This window comes from Agrobacterium larrymoorei (genome assembly GCF_005145045.1).
GTDB classification, from domain to species: domain Bacteria; phylum Pseudomonadota; class Alphaproteobacteria; order Rhizobiales; family Rhizobiaceae; genus Agrobacterium; species Agrobacterium larrymoorei.
In genome coordinates this window covers 792,649-817,296 of sequence record NZ_CP039692.1, presented here as the reverse complement: position 1 = coordinate 817,296, position 24,648 = coordinate 792,649, and the positions used below count along the sequence as shown (strand labels likewise).

Here is a 24,648-nt window from a genome sequence, read left to right as displayed (position 1 = left end):
AGGAGCGAAAAGCCTATGACGGACAATCAACCTTTGAGCCTGCATGTGCCGGAACCCGCCGTGCGCCCCGGCGGCCAGCCGGATTTCTCCAATGTGAAAATTCCCGCTGCCGGAACGGTGCCGAAGCCGGATGTGGATGCAGCGCCGGAAACGATGCGGGATCTGGCCTATTCGATCATCCGCGTTCTGAACCGTAATAGTGAGGCTGTCGGTCCATGGGCCGGTTCGCTGAGCGATGAGGATTTGCTGGTGGGCTTGCGCAACATGATGCGGCTTCGCGCTTTCGATGCCCGCATGCTGATGGCGCAGCGGCAGGGCAAGACTTCTTTCTATATGCAGCATCTGGGTGAAGAGGCCGTAAGCTGCGCGTTTCGCAAGGCGCTGCAAAAGGGAGACATGAACTTCCCAACCTACCGGCAGGCCGGATTGCTCATCTCGGATGATTACCCGCTCGTCACGATGATGAACCAGATATTCTCCAACGAGAAAGACCCGCTGCATGGTCGGCAGATGCCGGTTCTTCATTCTTCCAAGGAACATGGTTTTTTCACCGTTTCGGGCAATCTCGCGACGCAATACGTGCAGGCTGTCGGCTGGGCCATGGCATCCGCCATCAAGGGCGACACAAAGATCGCTGCCGCGTGGATCGGTGATGGTTCCACAGCGGAATCGGACTTCCATTCCGCACTGGTATTCGCCTCCACTTACAAAGCGCCCGTGGTGTTGAATATCGTCAATAATCAATGGGCCATCTCCACCTTTCAGGGCATTGCCCGCGGTGGTTCGGGCACCTTTGCGGCGCGTGGGCTCGGCTTCGGCATTCCCGCGCTGCGCGTCGATGGCAATGATTATCTGGCCGTTCATGCCGTGGCGAAATGGGCGGCGGAGCGTGCGCGGCGCAATCTGGGCCCGACGCTTGTCGAATACGTGACGTATCGTGCGGGCGCGCACTCCACTTCCGATGACCCGAGCGCCTATCGCCCAAAGGCTGAATCCGAAGCTTGGCCGCTTGGCGACCCTATCCTGCGCCTGAAGAACCATCTGATCCTGCGCGGTTTCTGGTCCGAAGACCGGCACAATCAGGCTGAGGCGGAGATCATGGATGAGGTGATCGAAGCGCAGAAGGAAGCGGAAAGCCACGGCACGCTGCATGCCGGTGGCAAGCCATCCGTGCGTGATATTTTCGAGGGCGTCTACGCGGAAATGCCGCCGCATATCCGCCGCCAGCGCCAGAAGGCGGGGTACTGACATGACCAGAATGACGATGATCGAGGCTGTCCGCAGCGCCATGGATGTGTCCATGGGCCGTGATGACGATGTCGTGGTGTTTGGCGAGGATGTCGGTTATTTCGGCGGTGTCTTCCGTGCCACGCAAGGTCTTCAATCTAAATATGGAAGAACGCGCTGTTTCGATGCGCCCATCAGCGAATCCGGCATCGTCGGCACCGCCATCGGCATGGCGGCCTATGGGCTGCGGCCCTGCATCGAAATCCAGTTCGCCGATTACATGTATCCGGCCTACGACCAGATAACCCAGGAAGCGGCACGTATCCGCTATCGCTCCAATGGGGATTTCACCTGCCCCATCGTCATCCGCATGCCGACGGGCGGGGGCATTTTCGGCGGGCAGACCCATAGCCAAAGCCCCGAGGCGCTGTTTACCCATGTCTGTGGCTTGAAGGTGGTGGTGCCCTCCAACCCCTATGATGCCAAGGGACTGCTGATCGCTTCGATAGAGGATCCCGATCCCGTCATGTTCCTTGAACCGAAGCGGCTATATAACGGGCCGTTCGATGGGCATCATGACCGCCCGGTTATTCCGTGGTCGAAGCATGATCTGGGCGAGGTGCCTGAAGACCATTATGTCATTCCGCTGGGAAAAGCCGAAATAAGGCGTCCGGGTAGCCAAGTAACAGTCATCGCCTATGGCACGATGGTTCACGTCGCCCTTGCCGCAGCAGAAGAAACCGGCATCGACGCCGAAGTGATCGACCTGCGCAGCCTTCTGCCACTGGATCTGGACACCATCGTCCAGTCGGTCGCCAAAACAGGGCGCTGCGTGATGGTGCATGAGGCGACCTTGACCTCCGGCTTCGGCGCCGAAGTCGTGTCGCTGGTGCAGGAGCATTGCTTCTATCATCTGGAGGCCCCGGTGGTCCGCGTTGCCGGGTGGGATACGCCTTATCCGCATGCGCAGGAGTGGGATTATTTCCCCGGCCCGGCCCGTGTCGGGCGCGCATTGATAGATGTGATGGAGGCCTGAGCCATGGCGGAATTCGTTTTGAAAATGCCGGATGTCGGAGAAGGCGTTGCCGAGGCCGAACTGGTGGAATGGCACGTAAAACCCGGTGATCCCGTGCGCGAAGACATGGTTCTCGCTGCCGTAATGACGGATAAGGCAACCGTGGAAATCCCGTCTCCCGTCGCGGGCATCGTAACCTGGGTTGCCGCCGATATTGGTGACACGGTGGCGGTGAAGGCACCTTTGGTGAGGATCGAAACGGAAGTCGATGCCGCGGAGGCGAAGGTGGCTGAGCCGGAGACGCAGCCGTTAAAGCCCCCAGAGATCAAGGCGGCTAAACCGCAGCCTCAGTCACCTCCATCCAAGACGAAACCCGCCGATGCAGCGCCACCTTCTTCGGCGGTGGCTCCATCCGCCCAAAAGCCACTGGCGTCCCCGGCAGTGCGCCGCAGGGCGCAGGAAGCAGGGATCGATCTGCGCCAGCTTCGGGGCACCGGCCCCGCCGGTCGTGTTACGCATGAAGATCTGGATGGCTTCAGCCCCTCCGGTTCGGAAAACAGGCCATCCTCATCTTTGCAGAGAAGGACGACTATCGAAGAGGTCAAGATCACCGGCCTTCGGCGCAAGATCGCGGAGAAGATGGCGCTTTCCGTGTCCCGCATTCCTCACATTACCTATGTCGAAGAGGTGGATGTCAGCGATCTCGAAGATCTGCGCGCAACGATGAATGCAGGCAGGAAACCGGATCAGCCGAAGCTGACTATCCTGCCGTTTCTCATGCGTGCGCTGGTGAAAACGGTGGGTGAGCAGCCTGCGATGAATGCGACGTTCGATGACGATGCGGGAGTGGTTAAGCGCTACGGCGCGGTCCATATCGGCATCGCGGCACAGACGCCTGCCGGGCTGGTCGTTCCCGTGGTGCGGCATGCGGAAGCACGCGGCATATGGGATTGCGCTGGCGAAGTTGCGCGCGTTTCCGACGCGGCCCGCAATGGCAGCGCGCAGCGCGAGGAACTGTCCGGCTCCACCATTACCATCAGCTCGCTCGGCGCATTGGGCGGCATTGCCTCCACGCCTGTCATCAACCACCCGGAAGTGGCAATCATCGGGGTGAACAAGATCGCCGTGCGGCCGGTCTGGGATGGCAACCAGTTCATCCCTCGCAAGATGATGAACCTGTCCTCCAGCTTCGATCACCGTGTTGTCGACGGTTTCGATGCTGCAACCTTCATTCAGCGGATCAAGGCGTTGCTGGAAACGCCTGCGCTGATCTTCATCGAAAGCTGAGGCGGCCATGAAAGAGATAGACTGCAAATTGCTCGTCATCGGTGCCGGTCCGGGAGGCTATGTCTGCGCCATTCGCGCCGGTCAGTTGGGAGTGGATACCGTCATCGTGGATCAGGGCAAACCCGGCGGAACCTGCCTCAATGTCGGCTGCATTCCTTCCAAAGCGCTCATCCATGCGGCAGATGAATTCCATCGGGTCAAGCAAATGACCGCCGGGCGCTCCCCCTTCGGCATTAGGGTTACAGAGACTTCGCTTGATCTCGCTGCCGCCATTGAATGGAAAGATGGCATCGTTACGCGTCTGAATGGCGGCGTAACGGGGCTGTTGCAAAAAGCGCGGGTCAAGATCGTCACCGGCGAAGCGCGGTTCCGTGACGGCAAGACGGTGGAAGTAGAGACCGAAACAGGCCAGCAGATCATCCGTGCGGAAAACATCGTCATCGCCACGGGTTCACGATCCGTGGAACTGCCAAATCTTCCCTTCGGAAACGATGTTCTGTCCTCCGCGCAGCTTTTGAGTTTACGCACTCTGCCATCGAAACTCGTCATCGTCGGCGGTGGCTATATCGGCGTTGAGCTGGGAACAGCCTTTGCGAAAATGGGCTCCGAGGTGACGATCGTAGAGGCCACAAGCCAGATATTGCCTCTGTACGATCAGGAACTGGTGAAGCCAGTCGTCAAGCGCCTTCAGGAGCTGGGCATCAGGGTAATGACGGGTGCGAAGGCCGAGAGCTTCGATGCGTCATCCAGAACGTTGAGTACCGAGGATGGTGCAGCCGAGGCGCTGTCTGCAGACAAGGTTCTGGTCACCGTTGGACGCAGACCGAATACCGACAGCGCCGGTCTTGGCGAACTCGATCTCGACATGGCGGGCCATTTCATTCGCATCGATGAGCGCTGCCGCACTTCCATGCGTGGCATCTATGCGATTGGCGATGTGACCGGTGAGCCCATGCTTGCCCACCGCGCCATGGCACAGGGCGAAATGGTGGCGGAAATCGTGAGCGGCGCCAAGCGCAGCTGGGACAAGCGCTGCATTCCGGCGGTCTGTTTCACCGATCCCGAGATTGTCACAGTCGGTCTTTCGCCAGATGAGGCGAGGGCGCAGGCGGGTGAGTTGAAGATCGGTCACTTCCCCTTCAGCGCCAATGGCCGCGCCATGTCGATGGCGGATGAAGGCGGTTTCGTGCGCGTGGTGGCGCGGGCAGACAATCATCTCGTGCTTGGCATCCAAGCTGTCGGCGCTGGTGTCAGCGAATTGTCGGCAGGCTTTGCTCTGGCAATCGAAATGGGTGCGCGTCTGGAAGACATTGCGGGCACGATCCATGCGCATCCAACCCGAAGCGAAGCTTTTCAGGAAGCCGCGCTCAAGGCGTTGGGGCATGCCATTCACATGTAAGAATGAGGATTGGGAGGGAAGAATGACAACTATTGCATTTATCGGTCTCGGCCACATGGGCGCGCCCATGGCGGCAAATCTGGTCAAGGCAGGCCATGCGGTTCAGGGTTTCGATGTCGTTCCTCATCTTCTGGAAAAAGCCGCTCAATCCGGCGTTTCGGCCAAGGCCTCGATAGCCGAGACGATCAATGGCGCGGAGATGGTGATCACAATGCTGCCCGCAGGCAAGCATGTGATCAGCGTCTGGACGGAACTGGTCTCGCAGGTGGAAGCAGGCACATTGCTGATCGATTGCTCCACCATCGATATCGAGAGTGCGCGCAAGGCGCATGACATGGCGCGTGGGGCAGGGTGCCCGTCACTGGATGCGCCGGTCTCCGGCGGCACATCGGGCGCGGAAGCTGGAACGCTCACCTTTATGGCGGGTGGGAGCGCAGAAGCGTTTTCGGCAGCGGAGCCGATATTGCAGGCCATGGGCAAGCGGATCGTTCATTGCGGTGAGGCGTCGATGGGGCAGGCTGCGAAGATCTGCAACAACATGATCCTCGGCATTTCCATGATTGCGGTTTCGGAAGCCTTCGTATTGGGCGAAAAGCTTGGCCTGTCCCAACAATCGCTTTTCGATGTTGCGTCCGTTTCCTCCGGCCAGTGCTGGTCGCTGACGACCTATTGTCCGGTGCCGGGGCCGGTGCCGACATCACCGGCCAACAAGGATTATCAGCCCGGTTTCGCCACCGCGCTGATGCTGAAGGATTTGATTTTGTCGCAAGCGGCAGCGCAGTTCAGCGGCGCAAGCACTCCGCTTGGCCGTGAAGCCGCCGAGCTTTACCGGCGGTTCAGCGAGAGCGGAGCGGGGGACACAGATTTCTCAGCCATCATCCAGATGCTGAGAAATCCTGTCTGAACCTTTCCGTCAAATACGCTTCCCATCCTTGTCGAAAAGATGGAAGCGGGATGGATCGGCGGTAATCGTCACGGTTTCCGTGATTTCGATGGCGGAGCGACCGGGCACTCGGAAGACGATTGTCTCGCCATTTGCCATTTCGCCATGAACATAGCTCTCGGCACCCACCAACTCCACCGCCGCCACATGCACTGAAAGCTTGAACGGGCTGCTGCGTCCATCATCGATGACGATATCTTCCGGGCGGATGCCGATAGTCGCCGCCTGTGGCGGAATGGAGCCGTCCGTCGGAGCCTTCCAGATGGAGCCATCAAGCGGCAACAGGTTCATAGAAGGCGAGCCTATGAAGGTTGCGACGAAACTAGTTGCGGGCTTTTCGTAAAGTTCGATTGGCGTGCCCACCTGCTCGATGCGCCCGGCATTGAGCACGACGAGCCTGTCCGCAAGCGTCATGGCCTCCATCTGGTCGTGAGTCACATAGATGCTGGTGGTGGCGAGTGAGCGTTGCAGGCGGCGGATTTCGACGCGCATCTGAACGCGGAGCTTGGCATCCAGATTGGACAGCGGCTCATCGAACAGGAAGGCGGCGGGCTTGCGCACAATGGCACGCCCCATGGCTACGCGCTGGCGCTGTCCGCCGGAAAGCTGGCGAGGCTTGCGCTCCAGAAACTGCTCGATCTCCAGCGCGCGCGCCGCTTCCGTGATGCGGCGGTCGATCTCGTCCTTCGGCGTGTTGCGGTTTTTCAGGCCATAGGCCAGATTTTGCCGCACCGTCATATGCGGGTAGAGCGCATAATTCTGGAACACCATCGCAATGTCGCGCTCGGCAGGTTCCAGATCGTTGACCCGCTTACCGGCAATGTGGATATCGCCGCCGCTGATGCCTTCCAGCCCGGCCACCATGCGCAGCAGGGTGGACTTGCCGCAGCCGGAAGGGCCGACGAGCACGATCATCTCGCCGTCCTTGATATCCAGCGAGACGCCCTTGATGGCCTCGACATTGCCGCCATAGACCTTGCGGACGTCGTTGAGTTCTATTGTTGCCATTACTTTTCAGTCTCCACGAGGCCTTTGACGAACCAGCGCTGCATGAGGATGACGACGACGACCGGTGGAATGATGGCCAGGATCGCGGTGACCATGACGTAGTTCCAGGGTGTCGAAGCATCGGTGAAATCCACCATGCGGCGCAGTCCGATAATGATTGTGTTCATGTCTGCTCGATCCGTCACCAGCAGCGGCCACAGATACTGCGTCCAGCCATAGATGAAGAGGATCACGAAGAGCGCGGCGATATTCGTTGTCGAAAGCGGGAGCAGAATGTCCTTCATGAAGCGGAAGGGCCCCGCATTATCGATACGTGCGGCCTCCACCATCTCCCCCGGTATCGTCAGGAAAAACTGACGGAACAGGAAGGTGGCGGTGGCCGAGGCCATCAAGGGAAGCGTCAGACCGGCATAGGTATTCAAGAGGCCGAGATCGACGATGACCTTGTAGGTCGGCAAAATACGCACTTCCACTGGCAGCATCAGCGTCACGAAAATCATCCAGAAGAAGCCCATGCGGAACGGGAACCGGAAGAAGACGATTGCGAAGGCCGACAGGAAGGAAATGACGATCTTGCCGAGGGCAATGGCCACCGCCACGACGAAACTATTGAACAGCAGCCGTTCGAGGCTGACGCCAACAACACGCTCGACGCCGCCGGAAATCGCCTCACCGTAATTTTCAGCCAGATGACCGGCGGGCAGAAGCGACAATGGTGGGCGCAGGATTGCGCTGGACGTCGCCGATGAAGCGACGAAGGTGTAGTAGATCGGAAAGGCGACGATGATGATGCCGATAACGAGCATCAGATGCGCCATGAGAGTTGCCAAGGGGCGGTTCTGAATCATGTTTTCGCCCTTACCCGTAATGAACGCGCCGCTCGACGAAGCGGAACTGGAATGCCGTGAGCGCAATGACGATAACCATCAGCACCACGGATTGCGCGGCTGAAGAGCCGAGGTTCAGGTTGACGAATCCATCATTATAGACCTTATAAACCAGTGTTTCCGTGGCCTTCGCCGGTCCGCCGCCCGTGACAGAATGGATGATGCCGAACGTATCGAAGAAGGCATAAACCGTGTTCACCACCAGCAGAAAGAAGGTGGTGGGTGCCAAAAGCGGGAAGACGATTGTCCAGAACCGGCGTGCACCGCGCGCGCCATCGATTGCCGCGGCTTCCAGCAGGGACTTCGGAATGGCCTGAAGTCCGGCCACGAAGAACAGGAAGTTGTAGCTGATCTGCTTCCACGCTGCGGCGGCCACCACCAGCGCCATGGCCTGATTGCCATCCAGCAACGGGTCCCAGGCAATGCCGTTGCGGCGCAGAATATAGGCGAATGTGCCCATGGCCGGGTTGAACATGAAGAGCCACAACATGCCCGCAACCGCCGGAGCGACAGCGTAAGGAATGATCATCATGGTGCGGTAAAAGCCCTTGCCGCGCACCACGAGATCGGCAGCGGTTGCCAGAAGCAGCGCGACCGCCATGGAAAGCAACGCGGTCGCCACGCTGAACACCACCGTTACCTGAAGCGAATGCAGATAGTTGGCATCCGAAAGGATGGCGGAAAAGTTTGCGAAGCCGACGAAGGTGCTTTGCAGGCCAAACGGGTCTTCCCGCATGGCAGACTGGTAGAGCGCCTGGCTGGCGGGCCAGAAAAAGAACACGACCGTCAGAACGATCTGCGGCGCGACCAGAAAATAGGGGAGAATTTTGTTGGGAAAGACAACGCTTTGCACAGCGGACTCCTCATGCAAATGCGACTGCCCGCGCCTTTTTGAAAAGCCGCGGGCAGAAGAAGGATGTTACTTGCCGATAGCCTGCTGAATGGCGGCATTGCCGCGCTCGACAGCCTTGTCCAGTGCTGCCTTTGCATCCTGCTTGCCTGCGAGCATGGATTCGAACTCTTCGTTCATGATGTCGCGAACCTGCGGAAGGTTCACGAGACGAACGCCCTTCGAGTTCTCGGTCGGCGCCTTGCCCATCATCTGCAGGAGAGGCGTCTCGCGGCCCGGGTTCTTGTCGTAGAAGCCGGACTTCTTGGTTTCTTCATAAGCAGCCATCGTAACCGGCATGTAACCGGACACCTGATGCAGGCGCGCCTGAATTTTGGTCTGCGACAGGAAGTGGAAAAACTCTGCCGTGCCCTTGTATTCATCATCCGACTTGCCGCCGAAGACCCAGAGGCTGGCGCCACCTGGAATGGTGTTCTGCGGACGGCCTTCGCCTTCATAGTAAGGCAACTGGCCGATGCCGTATTTCATGCCGCTCTTGATGATATCGCCCAGACCACCGGAGGATTCCGTCAGAATTCCGCATTCGCCGGAGGTGAAAAGCTGCTTTGCTTCCGAGGTTCGACCGCCATAGCGGAAAGTTCCATCCTTGGCGAGATCGGCAATCGTCTGGAAATGCTTGACGAAAGGCTCGGCGTTGAAGGCGAGCTTTACGTCTGTTCCAGCAAGGCCATTCTCGTTGCTGCCATAGGAAAGGTTGTTCCAGGCGGAAAAGTTCTCGGTCTGGATCCATGTGAGCCAGGTGGACGTAAATCCGCAGGGCGAAGCGCCGCTGGACTTGATCTTCTTGGCGGCCTCGAACACTTCAGGCCATGTCTTGGGCGGATGTTCCGCGTCGAGACCCGCCTTCTGGAACGTGTCCTTGTTGTAATAGAGGATCGGGGAAGAAGAGTTGTAAGGGAAGGACAGCATGGTGCCATCTGGCTTTGAATAATATGCCACGATGCCGGGCAGATAATCAGCCTTGTTGAAGGTGAAGCCACCCTTTTGCAGAACCTCCGCAACCGGAACGATCGCGCCCTGAGCACCCATCATCACGCCACTACCGGCGTCGAAAACCTGAATGATCGCAGGTGGCTGCTTGGCGCGGAAGGCGGCGATGCCTGCGTTCAGCGTTTCAGGATAAGTGCCCTTGAAGACCGGAACGATCTTGTAATTGGACTGGCTTTCGTTGAATTCCTTGGAAAGCTGTTCCACTACTTCGTTATTCGCGCCAGTCATGGCATGCCACCACTGAATCTCCGTCGCGGCCATCGCGCTGGATGCCAGGAACATGGCAGTGGTCGTGGTTATCGCAGTAGCGAGAACGGTTTTCATGGGCTTTCCTCCCTATCCATGAATTATGTGCGCTGATCTCCCAGAATCGGCTGAAAGCGATCCTCTAGGTAACGCTCCCGTTCTTCAAGCAAAAACTAAAGGATGTCCACCCTCGTTTGCGTGTTCGATGCCCGAAACAAAAAACGCCCCCGGCAAAAGCCGGAGGCGTTTCATTGTGTCAGTCAACGTATGGTTTGAGATCGGCCTTAAGCCTGTTCAAAAACACCGTGGCAATGCTTGTATTTCTTGCCGGAACCACAAGGGCAGGCCTCGTTGCGGCCGATCTTGCCCCAGGTGGTCGGGTCGTTCGGGTCGCGCTGTTCCGGTGGAACATAGATGTCTGCACCACCATTGCCAGCTTCCGAGAAATCGTCTTCGCCGGTCACCGGGTCAAGATGATGTGCTGTCATTTCCGGCAGTTCAGGCTGCGCAGTTTCACGAACCAGTTCGACACGCATCAGCTGTGCAGTGACGGCTTCGCGCAGGTTTGCGAGAAGCGCCTGGAACAGTTCGAAGGCTTCGGCCTTGTATTCCTGAAGCGGGTCGCGTTGTGCATAACCACGGAAACCGACGACGGAGCGCAGGTGGTCGAGGTTGACGATATGCTCGCGCCACAGATGGTCGATGGTCTGAAGAATGACGGAACGTTCGACATAGGTCATGACCTCGGGGCCGAAGCGCTCGGCCTTGTCGGCCATCACCTTGTCGGCAGCTTCGGTCACGCGCTGGAGGATATCATCCTCGGCAATGCCTTCTTCCTTTGCCCATTCATCGACGGGCAGGTCGAGGTTCAGCGACTGTTCGAGACCGGCCTTGAGGCCTGCAATATCCCATTGTTCCGCATAGGCGTTTTCCGGGATGTGCTTGGCGACCAGAACTTCGATGACTTCATTGCGCATGTCGGCTGCGGTTTCGCCGATATTCTCGGCTTCCATCAGCTCAAGACGCTGTTCAAAGATGACCTTACGCTGATCGTTCAGAACGTCGTCATATTTCAGAAGGTTCTTACGCGTTTCGAAGTTGCGGGCTTCGACCTTCTTCTGCGCGCGCTCCAGAGCCTTGTTGATCCAAGGATGGACGATGGCTTCGCCTTCCTTCAGACCGAGCTTCTGCAGCATCGAATCCATGCGGTCCGAGCCGAAGATGCGCATCAGATCATCCTGAAGCGACAGGTAGAACTTGGAACGGCCCGGGTCACCCTGACGACCGGAACGACCGCGCAACTGGTTGTCGATACGGCGGCTTTCGTGGCGTTCGGTCGCGATGACGAAGAGGCCACCGGCGGCAAGTGCCTTTTCCTTCAGGACCTTGATCTCTTCGCGTACGGCCCTTTCCTTGGCGCGACGCTCTTCTTCCGACTCGATGCCTTCGAGTTCACGCTCGAGACGCATGTCGACGTTACCGCCGAGCTGAATGTCGGTACCGCGACCGGCCATGTTGGTCGCAATCGTCACCGCGCCCGGAACACCGGCCTGCGAAACGATATAGGCTTCCTGCTCATGGTAACGGGCATTCAGAACCTGGAAGTTTTCGAAACCTGTCTGGCGCAGCATGGTGGCCAGAAGTTCGGACTTTTCGATGGAGGTCGTGCCCACGAGGACTGGCTGACCACGTTCATGCGCCGAGCGGATTTCCTCGATGATGGCTTTGAACTTTTCTTCGCCGGTACGATAGACTTCATCGTCTTCATCGATACGCTGGATCGGCAGGTTGGTCGGCACTTCGACCACGTCGAGGCCGTAGATGTTGCCGAATTCTTCCGCTTCGGTCGCAGCCGTACCGGTCATGCCGGAAAGCTTCTTGTACATGCGGAAGTAGTTCTGGAAAGTAACGGAAGACAGCGTCTGGTTTTCCGGCTGGATCTGCACCTTTTCCTTGGCTTCCAGAGCCTGATGCTGACCTTCGGAATAACGGCGGCCCGGCATCATGCGGCCGGTGAACTCATCGATGATGACGATTTCGCCATTACGGACGATGTAGTCCTTGTCGCGCTGGAACAGCTTGTGAGCCTTCAGCGCATTGTTGATGTGGTGAACGATAGCGACGTTTTCCACGTCATACATCGACTCGCCCTTGAGAAGACCAGCCTGACGCAGCAGGTTTTCCAGCTTCTCGGTGCCCTGTTCGGAGAAGTTGGCGGAACGCTGCTTCTCATCGATTTCGTAATCTTCCGGCGTCAGCATCGGAATGAAGGCGTCGATCGTGTTGTAGAGATCGGAGCGATCATCCAGCGGGCCGGAAATAATGAGCGGCGTGCGCGCTTCATCGACCAGAATGGAGTCCACTTCGTCGACGATGGCGTAGTGGTGGCTGCGTTGAACCATCTGCGCCTTGTCGTACTTCATATTATCGCGAAGATAATCGAAGCCGAGTTCGTTGTTGGTCGCATAGGTAATGTCGCAGGCATAGGCCGCGCGGCGCTGATCGTCGTCCAGACCATGGATGATGACGCCCGTCGTCAGGCCGAGGAAGCCGTAAAGGCGTGCCATGGTGGCTGCGTCGCGTTGAGCGAGGTAATCGTTGACGGTCACGACGTGAACGCCCTTGCCTTCAAGCGCATTGAGGTAGACGGCAAGGGTTGCGACCAGTGTCTTACCTTCACCTGTCTTCATTTCCGCGATGTCGCCGGAATGGAGAATCATACCCCCGGTCAACTGCACATCGAATGGGCGCATGCCAAGCACGCGGCGCGATGCTTCACGGGCAACGGCAAAGGCCGGGACGAGGATGTTGTCCAGCGTCTTGCCCTCGGCAAGCTGCTGGCGGAATTCCACCGTCTTTGCTGCAAGGGCTTCATCCGAAAGCGACTGCATCTGCTCTTCCAGAGCCGCGATGGCAGCGATATTGGAACGATAGGAGCGCACACGGCGATCGTTTGACGAGCCAAACAATTTGCGGGCGATTCCGCCGAGACTGACCATCCAACTGGCCCTTTCTGAAATTTCGTTTCGCTGGGGCGTGGGGTTCGGCAGAAGCAATAACGCACAAATGACGAACGACACCCTGAAACGCATCTGGACGCGAGGTTGCGTGACAGATAAGAGGGGGGGCAAATGATGTCAACGGTTCTGCCCGTTACAGAATGGCCACATTCCGGTGTTTGGAAGTTTTTTCAGCCGGAAAACCACGTCTGGAGCCGGCTTTGTCTCCGAAAGGTTCAATATGTTGCGCTATAATAGAATTGCCGCTGCTGTGATCGTGGCTGGTCTTGGTCTTCACTTCCCGGCTTTCGCGCAGGAAGACGCCGTTGTTGCCAAGGTGGGCGATCTTGAGATTCGGCAGTCCGAACTCGATCTGGCCATGAGCAATCTGGACCCGCAGCTGGCACAGCTGCCAGATGAGCAGAAAAAAGTTGCTGCTCTTTCCGGCGCTATCGACGTGAAGCTGCTGGTAAAGGGTGCCACTGCCGAAGGTCTTGAAAAGACTGACGACTTCAAGAAGCGTCTCGCTTTCATTTCCGATCGCGAACTTCACAACGCCTACTTCCGCAAGCATGTCGTCGATGCCGTCACCGACGCAGAGGTGAAGGCGCGCTACGACAAGGAAGTCGCTGCCCTGCCTCAGGAAGAGGAAATCAAGGCTGCCCACATTCTGGTTGCGACCGAAGAGGAAGCCAAGGACGTGATCAAGCAGCTGGATGGCGGCAAGGATTTCGCAGAGCTGGCCAAGGAAAAGTCCACCGATTCCAACAAGGATGACGGCGGCGATCTCGGCTGGTTCGGCAAGGGCCGCATGGTTCCGGAATTCGAAGAAGCTGCCTTCAAGCTAGAAAAGGGCGCCTACACCAAGGAGCCTGTGAAGTCGCAGTTCGGCTTCCACGTCATCAAGCTTGAAGACAAGCGCGTCGCGCCTCCTCCGGCTTTCGATCAGGTCGAGGCACAGGTTCGCCAGCTCGTCATGCGCGACAAGTACGTCGCTCTCATCGAGAAGGCAAAGTCCGAGCAGAAGATCGAGATCACCGACGAAGCACTTCGCAAGGGCTACGACGAGGCCAGCAAGCAGCAGGCCGCTGATCCTCAGCCGCAGCAGTAAGAATTGCATTGCTCAGGGCGGCGTCAGGCCGCCCTGTTTTCATTTCCAAGTCCGTTTTTTTCGAATGCAGGTCTGCCTCATGTCCGCTGCCGTTTCTCCACTCGCCCCGAAATCCTATCCAGAAATGCCGACGATCCGCGGCGTGCGCATGGCAACGGCTGCCGCAGGCATCAAGTATAAGAACCGCACCGACGTCCTCCTGATGGTATTCGATGCGCCCGCCGCCGTCGCAGGCGTCTTTACGAAATCCCGTTGCCCTTCAGCACCTGTGGATTACTGCCGTGCCAATCTGGGCGGCGGCGTCGCACGCGCAGTCGTCGTCAACTCCGGCAATGCCAATGCATTCACCGGCCAGAAGGGCAAGGCAGCGACCGAGCTTACCGGCAAATCAGCAGCCGCCGCAGTCGGTTGTGAGACAAGTGAAGTGTTTCTTGCTTCCACGGGCGTTATCGGCGAGCCGCTGGATGCGACGAAATTTGCTGGCGTTCTTGGCCAGATGAACACGGATGCGACGGGTGATTTCTGGCAGGAAGCTGCCAAGGCCATCATGACCACGGACACCTATCCCAAGGTCGCAACACGCACCGCAGACATCGGCGGCGTCAAGGTTACGATCAACGGTATCGCCAAGGGCGCTGGCATGATTGCGCCCGATATGGCGACGATGCTGTCCTACGTCGTGACGGATGCCGATATTTCCTCGCCCGCATTGCAGGCGCTTCTTTCCGCTGGCGTCGGTCCAACGTTCAATTCCGTGACGGTGGACAGCGATACGTCTACTTCCGACACGCTGATGCTGTTCGCCACCGGCGCTGCCGCTGCTGACGGCCAGGCGCGTATCGAATCTGCGGACGATCAGAAGCTTGAAGGCTTCCGCGCCGCGCTCAACGATCTTCTCAAGGATCTTGCCCTTCAGGTCGTGCGCGATGGTGAAGGCGCACGCAAGATGGTTGAAGTGACCGTGACCGGTGCCGAGAGCGACGCTGCCGCCAAGAAGATTGCGCTTTCGATTGCCAATTCCCCTCTGGTGAAGACGGCGGTTGCCGGTGAAGATGCGAACTGGGGCCGCATCGTCATGGCTGTCGGCAAGTCCGGCGAGCTTGCAGATCGTGACCGTTTGGCAATCTGGTTCGGCAATGTCCGCGTCGCCGTCAATGGTGAGCGTGATCCGGCCTATTCCGAAGCCGAGACAACCGCTGTGATGAAGGAGCAGGATATCCCCGTGAAGGTGGATATCGGCCTTGGCAACGGCACCGCAACCGTGTGGACATGCGACCTGACCAAGGAATATGTCGAAATCAATGGCGACTACCGGAGCTAATCGGTGGAGGCCAAGACCATGCATAACAGCGCCGTCAACCTGCCGCTCGTCCGCCGTCTGGAGGCCGTGAGCTTTCGCGCCTGGCCAGCCTCGTCGGTCATCTATGACGGCAGCTGGCAAATCCGCCTGACGGGTTCGCATCCGTCCAAGCGCATCAACTGCGTCGTGCCTCTGGATCCGTCCGACTACGGCAATTGCGACCTGCGTCTTGAAAAGGCGCGCAAGCGCTTCGAGGATTTCGGCAGGCCACTGATTGTTCGCGAAACGACGCTGATGCCTGCCGAGCTGCGGGCACATCTCTATGATAATGGCTGGACCGTTTTCGAAGAGGTGAAGGTCATGACAGCCGATCTGGCACATGCGGAATTGCCTGAGACGATGGCACATTTGCCGAGCCACGATATCGGCCGCTTCGTTGAGGCGAGCCTCAAGGTCAGCGGCGACGACCCGGCGCTTCGCTCGGCAATCGCGGAAATCGTCAGCTCCATCAAGCCGACACTGGGGCTTTTCATCAAGGAAGAGATCGAAGGCGAGCCGCAGGCGACGGCAATCTGCGTGCAGGATAACGATCTTGCAGGCATCCTCTCGCTGGAGGTTGCGCAGGCAGCACGAAAGCGCGGCATCGGCAGCGAAATCCTGACATCGGCTCTACGCTGGGCCCGCATCAGCGGCGCGAAAACGGCTTGGTTGCAGGTCGTCTCGACAAATGCGCCAGCGCTTTCGCTCTATGAAAAGTTCGGCTTCGAAGAAGCCTATACCTATCGTTACTGGGGCAAGGATCTGTGATGGATCAGGCGGGGCGCAAAATTCTGCTCGTTGCTGCCTGCGCGCTGGTGGATCAGGACGGGCGCATTCTTCTCGCGCAACGGCCCGAGGGCAAATCGCTTGCCGGTTTGTGGGAGTTTCCCGGCGGTAAAGTCGAGCAGGGTGAAACGCCGGAGGAAACTCTGGTGCGTGAACTTGAGGAAGAGCTTGGCATAAAGACCAAAGTCCCTTGCCTCGCGCCGCTGACCTTCGCCAGCCACACTTATGAAACCTTCCACCTGTTGATGCCGCTTTACGTCTGCCGTCGGTATGAGGGCATTCCACGCGGTATGGAAGGTCAGGCCATCAAATGGGTGAAGCCGCAGGCGCTGCGCGATTACCCCATGCCGCCAGCGGACGAACCGCTGATCCCATATCTCCAGGATCTATTATAAAGATTTTGTGAGATAGCCTGCAAAACAAGGTTTTCCACAAGTTCACGCGTCCCAAAACGGGGCGTCATTAACTGATCGTTTAGTAAGCTCTGGCAAATTCTAGGGCTGAAGATTTGGTAAATGGCGCGTAGCGAGGCCGAGTGATGAATGAGGATTTCTGGAAAACCGTTGAAGATCGCCAGTCTTACTCCGCAAAGTCACGCCGGATCGGTGTCCTGAATGTCGCTCTGCTTTTCGGCATGGTGGCAATCGCACTTTCCCTGATTGTCACGCCCATGCTGGCAGGAAAGACGGCGCCAGCCCGGTTTGCGCAGCAGGGGTCGGATAATTTCGACATGATCAGCACGGGCTCGATCAAGCGGGGCGACCAGTCGAAAACCTACAGCATCCGTCGCAGCATCACCCAGCCGATGCCGGGTTCAGTCTGCATCGTGGATGGTTACTCCAACGGACGCGATTGCTGACGGCTGTTGATAAAAGTCACGGTCGCGCCGTAACGAATTAAACATTTTATCGTCGTACAATCTGCGGACGTGTTTCCTCGTGGCGTGCTCGGGCGCGCCGATCCGGGCAGGGGGCTTTCCGGTGTTGCGCAAGAAAAACAGCATTCAGCATCGGCTGCTCGCATGTCTCGCTGACAGAAGCGGCGCGACCGCCATCGAGTATGGGCTGATCATCGGCATCATCTCAGGCGCTCTGATCCTTGGATTGGAGAGCGTCCGGGACAATTTACAAGCCGTTTTCCAGTTGATCATAACTACGCTGACCAACGCCATGCCTTGAGGTGAAGGGTTAAGCCTTGCCCTCCAAAGCATCCGCCAGCCGCACATTGGCGGAGCCCGGTTTCAGCGGCTTTTGCTGGCTTTCATGCGGTGCCCAACCCGACACGTAGATAATGGAAAATGTTGCGCGAATACGTCCGTCCGGGTCGCTGAAGCGTTCGGCATAAAGCTCGGCTGCGCGCATGAAGAAGCGGCGGTTCAGCGGCGTTCGGCTGCGCCCAAGCAGCGGGTTCGTCATTCCCATTGCCCGCAGATCACGCATCAACGGGAAGATAGAATCGTAACGCACGGTGTAGGTTTCGGTGTCGGTCACCGGCAGCGCAAACCCTGCCCGTTGCAGCAATGCGCCAACATCTCTGACATCCGCAAAGGGAATGACGCGCGGGCTTGCACCGCCTGAAAACTCTGCTTCCGTTTCCAGTAGAACGTCGCGCAGTTCCTGCAACGTGCCGCTTCCGGGTATCGCCGCCAGAAACAATCCATCCGGCTTCAGGCCCTTGCGAATCTGTATCAGCGTTCCCGGCGTATCATTGGTCAAGTGAAGTGAGAGCGGAGAGACGATGAGGCTCGCGGAGCCAGCTTCCAGCGGAAGCTCTTCGATTGGTGCCACTTTCGCGCCGACTTCACCGCCAAGAAAATCGGCATCAGTTTCGATACGGGTCATCGCACCGATTTTGCCTGTTTCCATGACGCGCTTTGCTGTAATGCCGGTCCCGCCATGCAACTCGACAGCCGTATCGAACTGGCGCTCGACGATGGCGATGCGGTCGGCGATTTCGTCTGCCGCTATGTCCAGAAGGAATTGAGCTTTATGATCGCCAAGCCGCCATGCGCGCTTGCGATTTCTCTCAATGAGCGCCCGGTCGAAAAGAATGTCCATGCCATGACCTATCGAGAGTCTATTTGAAAACGTCGGACGGGTCGATCTGGCGGTGCTTTTTGCACCTGACAGCGTCGAAAATCTTGCCGATATCAAAAGATATCATCTACGATCTTGTCCTTGTCAGGCTCAAAAATCCCTCGCCAGCTCTCCGCCGCCGAGTTTCCAAACAGACTCTAAAACTTTGCTGTCGCAAAGGCACCTCTTTGCCTTTATTGTCAAGCGCGGGGCAAAGGGAGAAAATGATGTTTTCAAAGCAGGGCGGCGCGCGGCCTCTGCGTTGGCTACTCCGCCATGTCGGTAACTTCATCTATCCGCCATCCTGTGCCGGATGCGGTCGCGCTACAGGTGGCGCCGGTGCCTTTTGCATTCAATGCTGGTCTGGAATAAAATTTATCGAGCGTCCCTATTGCGAGGTGCTCGGCATTCCCTTTGCTTACGATCACGGCGAGGGAGTCGTGAGCGCCGAGGCAATCGCCAATCCGCCGAGCTTCGACCGGCTTCGGTCTGCGGCTATTCATGAAGGTGCCGCGCGCAAACTCGTCCATCAGCTCAAATATCAGGATCGTACCGATCTGGCACGGCTGATGGCGTCATGGATGTCGCGGGCGGGCGGAAATGCGCTTGTCGAGTGTGATTGCATCATCGCGGTGCCTCTTCACCGGCGGCGTTTTCTGATGCGGCGCTTCAATCAGTCGGCGGAGCTTGCCCGCCATCTGGCCGTTCTTTCGAACAAGCTTTTCCTGCCTTCGACGCTGATCAGGGTGAAGCCCACGAGCCGGCAAGTCGGGCTTTCTGCACGCGCGAGAAAAGAAAATGTCAGGGGTGCCTTCAAGCTCATGCCGGGCCGGGAGGCGGATGTTCTGGGCAAACGCATCGTGCTGGTGGATGATGTCTACACGACAGGTGCCACAGTCTCGGCTGCAGCCCGAAGGCTTAAAAAATCAGGTGCCGCAGATGTCACCGTTTTGACCTTTGCAATGGCCATCTCCGGTCCTATATGACTGTCAAAGCTGACGTTCCAAGCACTTGCGAGGTTTAGACACATGGCATCCGTAACCATCTACACGCGTGACTTCTGCGGCTACTGCGCCCGCGCCAAGGCGTTGCTTGAAAGCAAGAGCGTGAATTTCACCGAATACAACGCCACGGAAAATCCAGACTACCGTCAGGAAATGATGGACAAATCCGGACGCAACACGTTTCCACAGATCTTCATCGGCGAACAACATGTCGGTGGCTGCGACGATCTGCACGCGCTGGATCGCGATGGAAAGCTGGATCAGCTTCTCGCTGCATAATGCACGGTTAGTGACATGGACATGGAAAATAGGGACATGAGCTTCAAGGCCGCCGCCATTCAGATGTGCTCCGGGGTGGACCCGAAGAAGAACGCTCAGGATATGGAGCGTCTGGTGCGCGAGGCTGTCAGCCAGGGCGCGGTCTATGTGCAGACGCCTGAGATGACGGGTGCTCTGCAACGGGATCGCGCAGCGCTCAAGGCGGTTCTGAAGGACGAGAACGGTGATATCATCGTCGCCACCGCCGCGCGGCTCGCTCGTGAACTCGGCATCTACGTCCATGTCGGCTCCACAGCCATTGCCCGCCCTGACGGCAAGATCGCCAATCGTGGTTTTCTCTTCGCACCGGATGGCGCGCGGATATGCACCTACGACAAGATCCATATGTTCGACGTCGATCTCGATAATGGTGAGAGCTGGCGCGAAAGTGCCGCTTACGAGCCCGGCAACGAAGCGCGGATCGCGCAATTGCCGCTGGCGACTTTCGGTTTCGCCATTTGTTACGATGTCCGTTTCCCCTCACTGTTTCGAACGGAAGCTGTTGCAGGGGCGCAGGTTTTGACGGTGCCCGCCGCCTTCACCAAGCAGACTGGCGAAGCACATTGGGAAATTCTCCTGCGCGCACGCGCCATTGAAAACGGCGCTTTCCTCATCGCCGCCGCACAGGGCGGCACGCATGAAGATGGACGCGAAACCTTCGGCCATTCGATGATCATCGACCCATGGGGCAAGATACTGGCCGCAGCCGGTGGCGCTGGCGAGCAGGTCATTCTGGCCGATATCGATCCGGCGCAGGTCGCTGCCGTTCGCGGCAAAATTCCCAATCTGAAGAATGCACGCGATTTCCGACTGGATACGGTGGCGCTCAGCGTGAATGCCGGGAGTGCTCTGGCGTGATACGCTATTCGCTATCCTGCGAGCAGGCACATGAGTTCGAAGGCTGGTTTTCCGGCAGTGCGGATTTTGAAAATCAGCTGTCACGCGGTCTGATCAGCTGCCCGGTTTGCAATTCACAGTCTGTCTCGAAAATGCTGATGGCACCTTCCGTTTCCACAGCGCGCAAGAAGGACGCGATCCGCACGCTGGCGATGGACACGGCGCAGAAAGAAGCCTTCACCAAGATCAAGGAAACTCTGGCCAACATCCGCGCCAACGCCGAAGATGTTGGCGACAAATTTCCTGAAGAGGCCCGAAAGATCCATTACGGTGAAGCGAAAGAGCGCGGAATCATCGGCCAGGCCTCTCTTCAGGAGGCCAAGGCCCTGCTGGAAGAGGGCATCGAAGTTGCTGCTCTTCCCGTTTTGCCAGACGACGTAAACTGACGAGTGAGCGGCTCCTTAGCTCGGACGCTTGGCCAGCATCATATAGTTTACATCCATGTCGGGCGACAGATTCCACCGGTCCTGAAGCACGTTGTAGAAGACGCCCGTGCGGTGGATGATTTCCATGCCGCTTGATGTTATCGGCTTCTCCAGTTCTTCCGGGCGCACCAGCTTTTCATATTGATGCGTGCCGCGCGGCAGCCATTTCAACACGTTCTCCGCAGCGAAGATTGCCAGCGCGCGCGCCTTCAGCGTGCGGTTGATAGTGGCTGCAAACATCAGTCCGCCCGGACGAACCATTTTGGCGCAGGTCGTCACGAAATAATCGACGTCGGCAACATGCTCGACCACTTCCATGTTGAGGATAACGTCGAAGGTTTCCCCCGCCGCCTCGAGCTGCTCGGCGGTCACGGCGCGGTAATCGACGTTCACGCCACTTTCGCGGGCATGCGTGGAGGCTATGCCGATATTCTTCTCGGATGGATCGGCACCGACAACCTCGGCTCCCATGCGAGCAACGGGCTCCGACAACAGACCGCCGCCGCAACCGATATCGAGAACGCGCAAGCCTTCCAGCGGACGATGCGCCTTCGGGTCGCGACCGAAGTTTTCGGCAACGCGATTGCGGATGTATTCGAGCCTGACGGGGTTGAACTTGTGCAGGGGGCGGAACTTGCCGGTCGGGCTCCACCACTCCGCGGCCATGGCCGAAAAACGATCCACTTCGCTCTGGTCGATTGTCGTTTTTGCCGTCTCGGTCATGGTTTGCTCCTTGCTCGCTTCATGCCTGAAGTCGGATGATTGGGGGGTGAAGTCAAGGGTCAGGCAACAGATCGGCTGCGAAAATAGCGCGCCCCTTTGCCGCAAGGAACTGTTTCACGCTGCTTTTCGTTTCATGCTGCGTTCAGCAAGAAGAGCGTAGTTTTTCCCAGCTGATTACCGAATATCGGTGGCCAAGCCTTCGCTTGAGGAGAAAAAAATGAAGAAGAAACTGTTTGGTGCAATTGCGCTGCTCGCGCTTGTCGCCGCACCGGCCTTGGCCGAAGCCGCGACAAGGGGTTTTGCCACAGCCAATGTCAACTTGCGCTCCGGTCCAAGCACCGCTTATCCGGCGGTCGTGGTCATTCCCAATGGCGCACCGTTGACCATTCATGGATGCCTGAACGACACGCCGTGGTGCGACGTCTCGTTCAGCTATGGTCGCGGCTGGGTCGCAGGCCGTTACATTCAGGCGCTCTATCGCCAGAACCGAGTCTATGTCGAGCCTCGCTACTATCGTGATCTCGGCGTGCCGATCATCAGCTTCGAGGTGGGCCGTTACTGGGATCAGAACTACCGCGACCGCGACTTCTACCGCGAGCGCGACCGCTGGCGCCGCCCACCGCCCTCCGGCGGCTACTGGAACGCCCCTCCACCATGGGCAGACCGCGACCGCCCACGCCCTCCGCGCGATGAATGGCGCGACCCACGCGGACGCGGCCCGAATGACGGTCGCTGGGAAGAGCGTCACGGCAACTGGAACCAGAACGACAATGACCGTGACCGCCGCGACGGAGACCGCCCGCGCTGGGAACGCGACCGCGACCGCAACAACGACAACGAAAGAAACCGCGACCGTCAGCGTCAGGAAGAACGCCGCGACCGAGATCAGGACCGCCGTCAGTGGGAAGGCCAGAACCGTAGAGACAATGACGGACGACGTCCTCCACCGCCGCCAACGGATGGCCGCTCGTTCGGCTGCGTTGTCGGTTCGCCGGGGTGCCCTAATCCGTAACGATGACAACAATAAAAGAAAAAAGCCCGGCAGCGATGCCGGGCTTTTTATTAGACTCTATCTTTTTTCTTCGGCGCGCGCTTTTCAAAAGGCTTGTCTTTCTTGCCTTCGAATTTTGCAGGCCGGTCGCCGCGCGGGGCGTCGTTGCCCGGCTTTGACTTTTTCTTCCAGGGCTTTTCATCGCTACGGCGCTCGCCGCCGAAATCTGCCTTGGCGCCGAATTTCTTCTGGGCTTTTGGCGGGCGGGTGTCTTCGCGTGGCTTGCCGGTCATGTCGGGCTTGCCTTCCATGGCCTTGACGCGAATTCCCTTCTCCAGCGCCATGTCCTTGCCAAGCGCCGATTCAAAGCGATCTACCGCATCAGCCGCCAATTCGACATAGGTTTCGGTCTGCTGCATGCGGATCGCGCCGATGTCCTGACGGGTCAGCTTGCCGAAACGGCACAGCATCGGGATCAGCCAGCGCGGCTCTGCATTCTGCTTACGGCCAACGGAAAGCGTGAACCATGCGCTGTCGGCAAAATCGGAGCGGTCGCGGCGTGGGGCGTTGTTTTCAACATGTTCGAAGCTGTCGCGGCGCGGCTTGCGGCCATCGAGAGAGACTTCGGCAATGTCTTCCGGTGCGGAACGCCCGGCATGATACATTCGAACGAATGCGGCAGCGACCTTTTCCGCGCCGTGCTGCTCCAGGAGCTTCGTCACGAAATCGCGTTCGTCATCCGTAACCGCTTCGTTCAGCGAAGGATCGGCCAGAAGACGTGCGCCGTCGCGCTCGATGATTTCATCTGCGGATGGCGGGCGAACCCAGGCCGGGCTGACTTTTGCGCCGTCCAGAAGGCGTTCCGCCTTGCGGCGCTGGCTGACCGGTACGACAATCGCGCTGACGCCCTTCTGGCCTGCGCGACCGGTACGGCCAGAGCGGTGCAGAAGCGTTTCGGAATTGGTCGGAAGATCGGCGTGGATGACGAGTTCGAGACCTGGCAGATCGATACCGCGTGCAGCGACGTCGGTCGCAACGCAAACACGGGCGCGACCGTCGCGCATCGCCTGAAGCGCGTGGGTGCGTTCGTTCTGGCTAAGCTCACCCGAAAGCGCCACGACAGAGAAGCCGCGATTGTTCAGGCGGGCCGTCAGGTGGTTCACCGCCGCGCGGGTGGAGCAGAAAACGATGGTGTTGCGGGCTTCATAGAAGCGCAGCGCGTTGATGATCGCATTTTCGCGGTCGGACGGTGCAACCAGCAGCGCACGATATTCGATATCGACATGCTGCTTCTGCTCGGATGCGGTGGCAATGCGCACAGCATCCTTCTGGTAGCTTTCGGCAAGTTTGGCAATGCTGCGCGACACGGTGGCCGAGAACATCAGCGTGCGGCGATCTTCCGGCGATTCTTCGAGAATGAATTCGAGGTCTTCGCGGAAGCCGAGATCGAGCATCTCGTCGGCTTCATCCAGCACCACGGCACGGATGGCGGAGAGGTCCAGCGCACCGCGCTTGATGTGGTCGCAAAGACGTCCGGGCGTGCCGACGATGATGTGCGCGCCGCGTTCCAGCGCACGGCGCTCGGTGCGGATATCCATGCCACCCACGCAGGATGCGATGGAAACGCCAGTGAATTCGTAAAGCCACTCCAGCTCGCGCTTCACCTGCATGGCAAGTTCACGGGTGGGGGCGATTGCGATGCCGAGTGGGGCACCGGCGGAGCCGAAACGGCCGCTTTCCGGCAGAACCGTTGGCGCAATGGCAATGCCGAAGGCAACCGTCTTGCCGGAGCCGGTCTGGGCGGACACGAGTGCGTCCTTCCCTTCCAGTTCGGGCGCAAGCATGGCCTTCTGAACCGGAGTCAAATCTTTATAGCCGCGTTTTTCCAACGCCTGTGCAATCGCCGGGGCGATACCCTGGGTGTCTGTCATCTACCGTCTTTCGGATATGGGGCTGCCTGCATCCGCCCAAAACCCAATAAAACCCGAGGTCATAGAGCAGCCGATACCGGCCTTTTCGGCCATCTGGCCGGTTGAATTGCCGCGCTCTTACTGCGAATGGCGCGGTT

24 protein-coding genes are annotated in these 24,648 nt (G+C 58.5%); 16 read left to right on the top strand and 8 right to left on the bottom strand.

Going from position 1 to position 24,648, the window contains the following annotated elements; translation table 11 throughout:
• Positions 1-15: 15 nt before the first annotated feature.
• Genes CFBP5473_RS18035 through mmsB form a run of 5 tightly spaced genes read left to right on the top strand, consistent with a single transcriptional unit; the run spans position 16 to position 5,832 of the window.
• Positions 16-1,248 carry a 3-methyl-2-oxobutanoate dehydrogenase (2-methylpropanoyl-transferring) subunit alpha gene (locus tag CFBP5473_RS18035; protein WP_027674085.1) on the top strand — a complete coding sequence of 411 codons (1,233 nt, stop codon included), beginning with the start codon at positions 16-18 and terminating at the stop codon, positions 1,246-1,248.
• 1 nt (position 1,249) lies between these two features.
• The gene (locus CFBP5473_RS18030) at positions 1,250-2,263 is read left to right on the top strand and encodes an alpha-ketoacid dehydrogenase subunit beta (RefSeq protein ID WP_027674086.1); all 1,014 of its coding nucleotides are present in this window, start codon (positions 1,250-1,252) and stop codon (positions 2,261-2,263) included.
• Between the two features lie 3 nt (positions 2,264-2,266).
• The gene (locus CFBP5473_RS18025; RefSeq protein WP_027674087.1) at positions 2,267-3,529 is read left to right on the top strand and encodes a dihydrolipoamide acetyltransferase family protein; all 1,263 of its coding nucleotides are present in this window, start codon (positions 2,267-2,269) and stop codon (positions 3,527-3,529) included.
• Positions 3,530-3,536: 7 nt separating this feature from the next.
• Entirely contained in the window at positions 3,537-4,928 is a 1,392-nt protein-coding gene (gene lpdA / locus CFBP5473_RS18020) for a dihydrolipoyl dehydrogenase (RefSeq protein WP_027674088.1), read from the top strand.
• A gap of 22 nt (positions 4,929-4,950) precedes the next feature.
• Positions 4,951-5,832: a 3-hydroxyisobutyrate dehydrogenase gene (mmsB, locus tag CFBP5473_RS18015; protein WP_027674089.1), complete on the top strand. Its 882-nt coding sequence runs from the start codon at positions 4,951-4,953 to the stop codon at positions 5,830-5,832.
• Positions 5,833-5,841: 9 nt separating this feature from the next.
• Here mmsB and CFBP5473_RS18010 read toward each other — a convergent pair whose 3' ends face one another.
• The 5 genes from CFBP5473_RS18010 to secA form a co-directional block, all read right to left on the bottom strand.
• Positions 5,842-6,879, bottom strand: coding sequence for a sn-glycerol-3-phosphate import ATP-binding protein UgpC (locus tag CFBP5473_RS18010; protein ID WP_027674090.1), 1,038 nt, complete (start codon positions 6,877-6,879; stop codon positions 5,842-5,844).
• Positions 6,879-7,727: a sn-glycerol-3-phosphate ABC transporter permease UgpE gene (ugpE, locus tag CFBP5473_RS18005; protein ID WP_027674091.1), complete on the bottom strand. Its 849-nt coding sequence runs from the start codon at positions 7,725-7,727 to the stop codon at positions 6,879-6,881. The genes CFBP5473_RS18010 and ugpE overlap by 1 nt, the downstream gene beginning before the upstream one ends.
• 10 nt (positions 7,728-7,737) lie before the next feature.
• On the bottom strand, positions 7,738-8,619 hold the full coding sequence (ugpA, locus tag CFBP5473_RS18000; RefSeq protein WP_027674092.1) for a sn-glycerol-3-phosphate ABC transporter permease UgpA: 882 nt from the start codon (positions 8,617-8,619) through the stop codon (positions 7,738-7,740).
• A gap of 66 nt (positions 8,620-8,685) precedes the next feature.
• Positions 8,686-9,990, bottom strand: a complete 1,305-nt coding sequence (gene ugpB / locus CFBP5473_RS17995; protein ID WP_037170718.1) for a sn-glycerol-3-phosphate ABC transporter substrate-binding protein UgpB — start codon at positions 9,988-9,990, stop codon at positions 8,686-8,688.
• 206 nt (positions 9,991-10,196) lie between these two features.
• Positions 10,197-12,911: a preprotein translocase subunit SecA gene (gene secA, locus CFBP5473_RS17990; protein ID WP_027674094.1), complete on the bottom strand. Its 2,715-nt coding sequence runs from the start codon at positions 12,909-12,911 to the stop codon at positions 10,197-10,199.
• 241 nt (positions 12,912-13,152) lie between these two features.
• Here secA and CFBP5473_RS17985 point away from each other — a divergent pair, with 241 nt between their 5' ends.
• From CFBP5473_RS17985 to CFBP5473_RS17960, 6 genes are all read left to right on the top strand, one after another.
• A complete protein-coding gene (locus CFBP5473_RS17985; protein WP_027674095.1) occupies positions 13,153-14,022 on the top strand; it encodes a peptidylprolyl isomerase in 870 nt (289 codons plus the stop codon).
• A 79-nt stretch (positions 14,023-14,101) separates the two neighbouring features.
• Complete coding sequence (gene argJ, locus CFBP5473_RS17980) at positions 14,102-15,343, top strand: bifunctional glutamate N-acetyltransferase/amino-acid acetyltransferase ArgJ (RefSeq protein ID WP_027674096.1); 1,242 nt, start codon at positions 14,102-14,104, stop codon at positions 15,341-15,343.
• Between the two features lie 18 nt (positions 15,344-15,361).
• The gene (locus CFBP5473_RS17975) at positions 15,362-16,129 is read left to right on the top strand and encodes a GNAT family N-acetyltransferase (RefSeq protein ID WP_037170736.1); all 768 of its coding nucleotides are present in this window, start codon (positions 15,362-15,364) and stop codon (positions 16,127-16,129) included.
• Complete coding sequence (mutT, locus tag CFBP5473_RS17970) at positions 16,129-16,542, top strand: 8-oxo-dGTP diphosphatase MutT (RefSeq protein WP_027674098.1); 414 nt, start codon at positions 16,129-16,131, stop codon at positions 16,540-16,542. Before CFBP5473_RS17975 ends, mutT begins: the two co-directional genes overlap by 1 nt.
• Positions 16,543-16,685: 143 nt before the next feature.
• Entirely contained in the window at positions 16,686-17,006 is a 321-nt protein-coding gene (locus tag CFBP5473_RS17965) for a hypothetical protein (protein ID WP_027674099.1), read from the top strand.
• A 121-nt stretch (positions 17,007-17,127) separates the two neighbouring features.
• Positions 17,128-17,325, top strand: coding sequence for a Flp family type IVb pilin (locus CFBP5473_RS17960; RefSeq protein WP_037170720.1), 198 nt, complete (start codon positions 17,128-17,130; stop codon positions 17,323-17,325).
• 9 nt (positions 17,326-17,334) lie between these two features.
• Here CFBP5473_RS17960 and CFBP5473_RS17955 read toward each other — a convergent pair whose 3' ends face one another.
• Positions 17,335-18,204, bottom strand: a complete 870-nt coding sequence (locus tag CFBP5473_RS17955) for a methyltransferase domain-containing protein (protein WP_027674100.1) — start codon at positions 18,202-18,204, stop codon at positions 17,335-17,337.
• 242 nt (positions 18,205-18,446) lie between these two features.
• Here CFBP5473_RS17955 and CFBP5473_RS17950 point away from each other — a divergent pair, with 242 nt between their 5' ends.
• The 4 genes from CFBP5473_RS17950 to CFBP5473_RS17935 are packed head-to-tail and all read left to right on the top strand — an operon-like array spanning position 18,447 to position 20,827.
• Positions 18,447-19,208, top strand: a complete 762-nt coding sequence (locus tag CFBP5473_RS17950; RefSeq protein WP_084631468.1) for a ComF family protein — start codon at positions 18,447-18,449, stop codon at positions 19,206-19,208.
• A gap of 42 nt (positions 19,209-19,250) precedes the next feature.
• Positions 19,251-19,505, top strand: a complete 255-nt coding sequence (grxC, locus tag CFBP5473_RS17945) for a glutaredoxin 3 (protein ID WP_027674102.1) — start codon at positions 19,251-19,253, stop codon at positions 19,503-19,505.
• A gap of 36 nt (positions 19,506-19,541) precedes the next feature.
• Positions 19,542-20,402 (top strand): carbon-nitrogen hydrolase family protein, encoded by an 861-nt coding sequence (locus CFBP5473_RS17940; protein ID WP_027674103.1) that lies wholly within the window; start codon positions 19,542-19,544, stop codon positions 20,400-20,402.
• Complete coding sequence (locus CFBP5473_RS17935) at positions 20,399-20,827, top strand: DUF1178 family protein (protein ID WP_027674104.1); 429 nt, start codon at positions 20,399-20,401, stop codon at positions 20,825-20,827. The genes CFBP5473_RS17940 and CFBP5473_RS17935 overlap by 4 nt, the downstream gene beginning before the upstream one ends.
• A gap of 15 nt (positions 20,828-20,842) precedes the next feature.
• Here the strand turns inward: CFBP5473_RS17935 and ubiG are convergent, their stop codons facing one another.
• Positions 20,843-21,589 carry a bifunctional 2-polyprenyl-6-hydroxyphenol methylase/3-demethylubiquinol 3-O-methyltransferase UbiG gene (gene ubiG, locus CFBP5473_RS17930; protein ID WP_027674105.1) on the bottom strand — a complete coding sequence of 249 codons (747 nt, stop codon included), beginning with the start codon at positions 21,587-21,589 and terminating at the stop codon, positions 20,843-20,845.
• A 217-nt stretch (positions 21,590-21,806) separates the two neighbouring features.
• Here ubiG and CFBP5473_RS17925 point away from each other — a divergent pair, with 217 nt between their 5' ends.
• Positions 21,807-22,601, top strand: a complete 795-nt coding sequence (locus tag CFBP5473_RS17925; protein ID WP_027674106.1) for an SH3 domain-containing protein — start codon at positions 21,807-21,809, stop codon at positions 22,599-22,601.
• 50 nt (positions 22,602-22,651) lie between these two features.
• Here the strand turns inward: CFBP5473_RS17925 and CFBP5473_RS17920 are convergent, their stop codons facing one another.
• Positions 22,652-24,511: a DEAD/DEAH box helicase gene (locus tag CFBP5473_RS17920; RefSeq protein ID WP_027674107.1), complete on the bottom strand. Its 1,860-nt coding sequence runs from the start codon at positions 24,509-24,511 to the stop codon at positions 22,652-22,654.
• Between the last annotated feature and the right edge of the window lie 137 nt (positions 24,512-24,648).

What these genes read in the sequence shown, in the direction of transcription:
- CFBP5473_RS17985 (WP_027674095.1), top strand. Translation starts at nt 13,153, where the DNA reads ATGTTGCGCTATAATAGAATTGCCGCTGCTGTGATCGTGGCTGGTCTT.
- ugpE (WP_027674091.1), bottom strand. Translation starts at nt 7,727, where the DNA reads ATGATTCAGAACCGCCCCTTGGCAACTCTCATGGCGCATCTGATGCTC.
- CFBP5473_RS18030 (WP_027674086.1), top strand. Translation starts at nt 1,250, where the DNA reads ATGACCAGAATGACGATGATCGAGGCTGTCCGCAGCGCCATGGATGTG.
- secA (WP_027674094.1), bottom strand. Translation starts at nt 12,911, where the DNA reads ATGGTCAGTCTCGGCGGAATCGCCCGCAAATTGTTTGGCTCGTCAAAC.
- CFBP5473_RS17940 (WP_027674103.1), top strand. Translation starts at nt 19,542, where the DNA reads ATGAGCTTCAAGGCCGCCGCCATTCAGATGTGCTCCGGGGTGGACCCG.
- CFBP5473_RS18035 (WP_027674085.1), top strand. Translation starts at nt 16, where the DNA reads ATGACGGACAATCAACCTTTGAGCCTGCATGTGCCGGAACCCGCCGTG.
- CFBP5473_RS18025 (WP_027674087.1), top strand. Translation starts at nt 2,267, where the DNA reads ATGGCGGAATTCGTTTTGAAAATGCCGGATGTCGGAGAAGGCGTTGCC.
- lpdA (WP_027674088.1), top strand. Translation starts at nt 3,537, where the DNA reads ATGAAAGAGATAGACTGCAAATTGCTCGTCATCGGTGCCGGTCCGGGA.
- argJ (WP_027674096.1), top strand. Translation starts at nt 14,102, where the DNA reads ATGTCCGCTGCCGTTTCTCCACTCGCCCCGAAATCCTATCCAGAAATG.
- CFBP5473_RS17975 (WP_037170736.1), top strand. Translation starts at nt 15,362, where the DNA reads ATGCATAACAGCGCCGTCAACCTGCCGCTCGTCCGCCGTCTGGAGGCC.
- mmsB (WP_027674089.1), top strand. Translation starts at nt 4,951, where the DNA reads ATGACAACTATTGCATTTATCGGTCTCGGCCACATGGGCGCGCCCATG.
- CFBP5473_RS17950 (WP_084631468.1), top strand. Translation starts at nt 18,447, where the DNA reads ATGATGTTTTCAAAGCAGGGCGGCGCGCGGCCTCTGCGTTGGCTACTC.
- CFBP5473_RS17965 (WP_027674099.1), top strand. Translation starts at nt 16,686, where the DNA reads ATGAATGAGGATTTCTGGAAAACCGTTGAAGATCGCCAGTCTTACTCC.
- CFBP5473_RS17920 (WP_027674107.1), bottom strand. Translation starts at nt 24,511, where the DNA reads ATGACAGACACCCAGGGTATCGCCCCGGCGATTGCACAGGCGTTGGAA.
- ugpB (WP_037170718.1), bottom strand. Translation starts at nt 9,990, where the DNA reads ATGAAAACCGTTCTCGCTACTGCGATAACCACGACCACTGCCATGTTC.
- ubiG (WP_027674105.1), bottom strand. Translation starts at nt 21,589, where the DNA reads ATGACCGAGACGGCAAAAACGACAATCGACCAGAGCGAAGTGGATCGT.
- CFBP5473_RS18010 (WP_027674090.1), bottom strand. Translation starts at nt 6,879, where the DNA reads ATGGCAACAATAGAACTCAACGACGTCCGCAAGGTCTATGGCGGCAAT.
- mutT (WP_027674098.1), top strand. Translation starts at nt 16,129, where the DNA reads ATGGATCAGGCGGGGCGCAAAATTCTGCTCGTTGCTGCCTGCGCGCTG.
- grxC (WP_027674102.1), top strand. Translation starts at nt 19,251, where the DNA reads ATGGCATCCGTAACCATCTACACGCGTGACTTCTGCGGCTACTGCGCC.
- CFBP5473_RS17925 (WP_027674106.1), top strand. Translation starts at nt 21,807, where the DNA reads ATGAAGAAGAAACTGTTTGGTGCAATTGCGCTGCTCGCGCTTGTCGCC.
- CFBP5473_RS17955 (WP_027674100.1), bottom strand. Translation starts at nt 18,204, where the DNA reads ATGGACATTCTTTTCGACCGGGCGCTCATTGAGAGAAATCGCAAGCGC.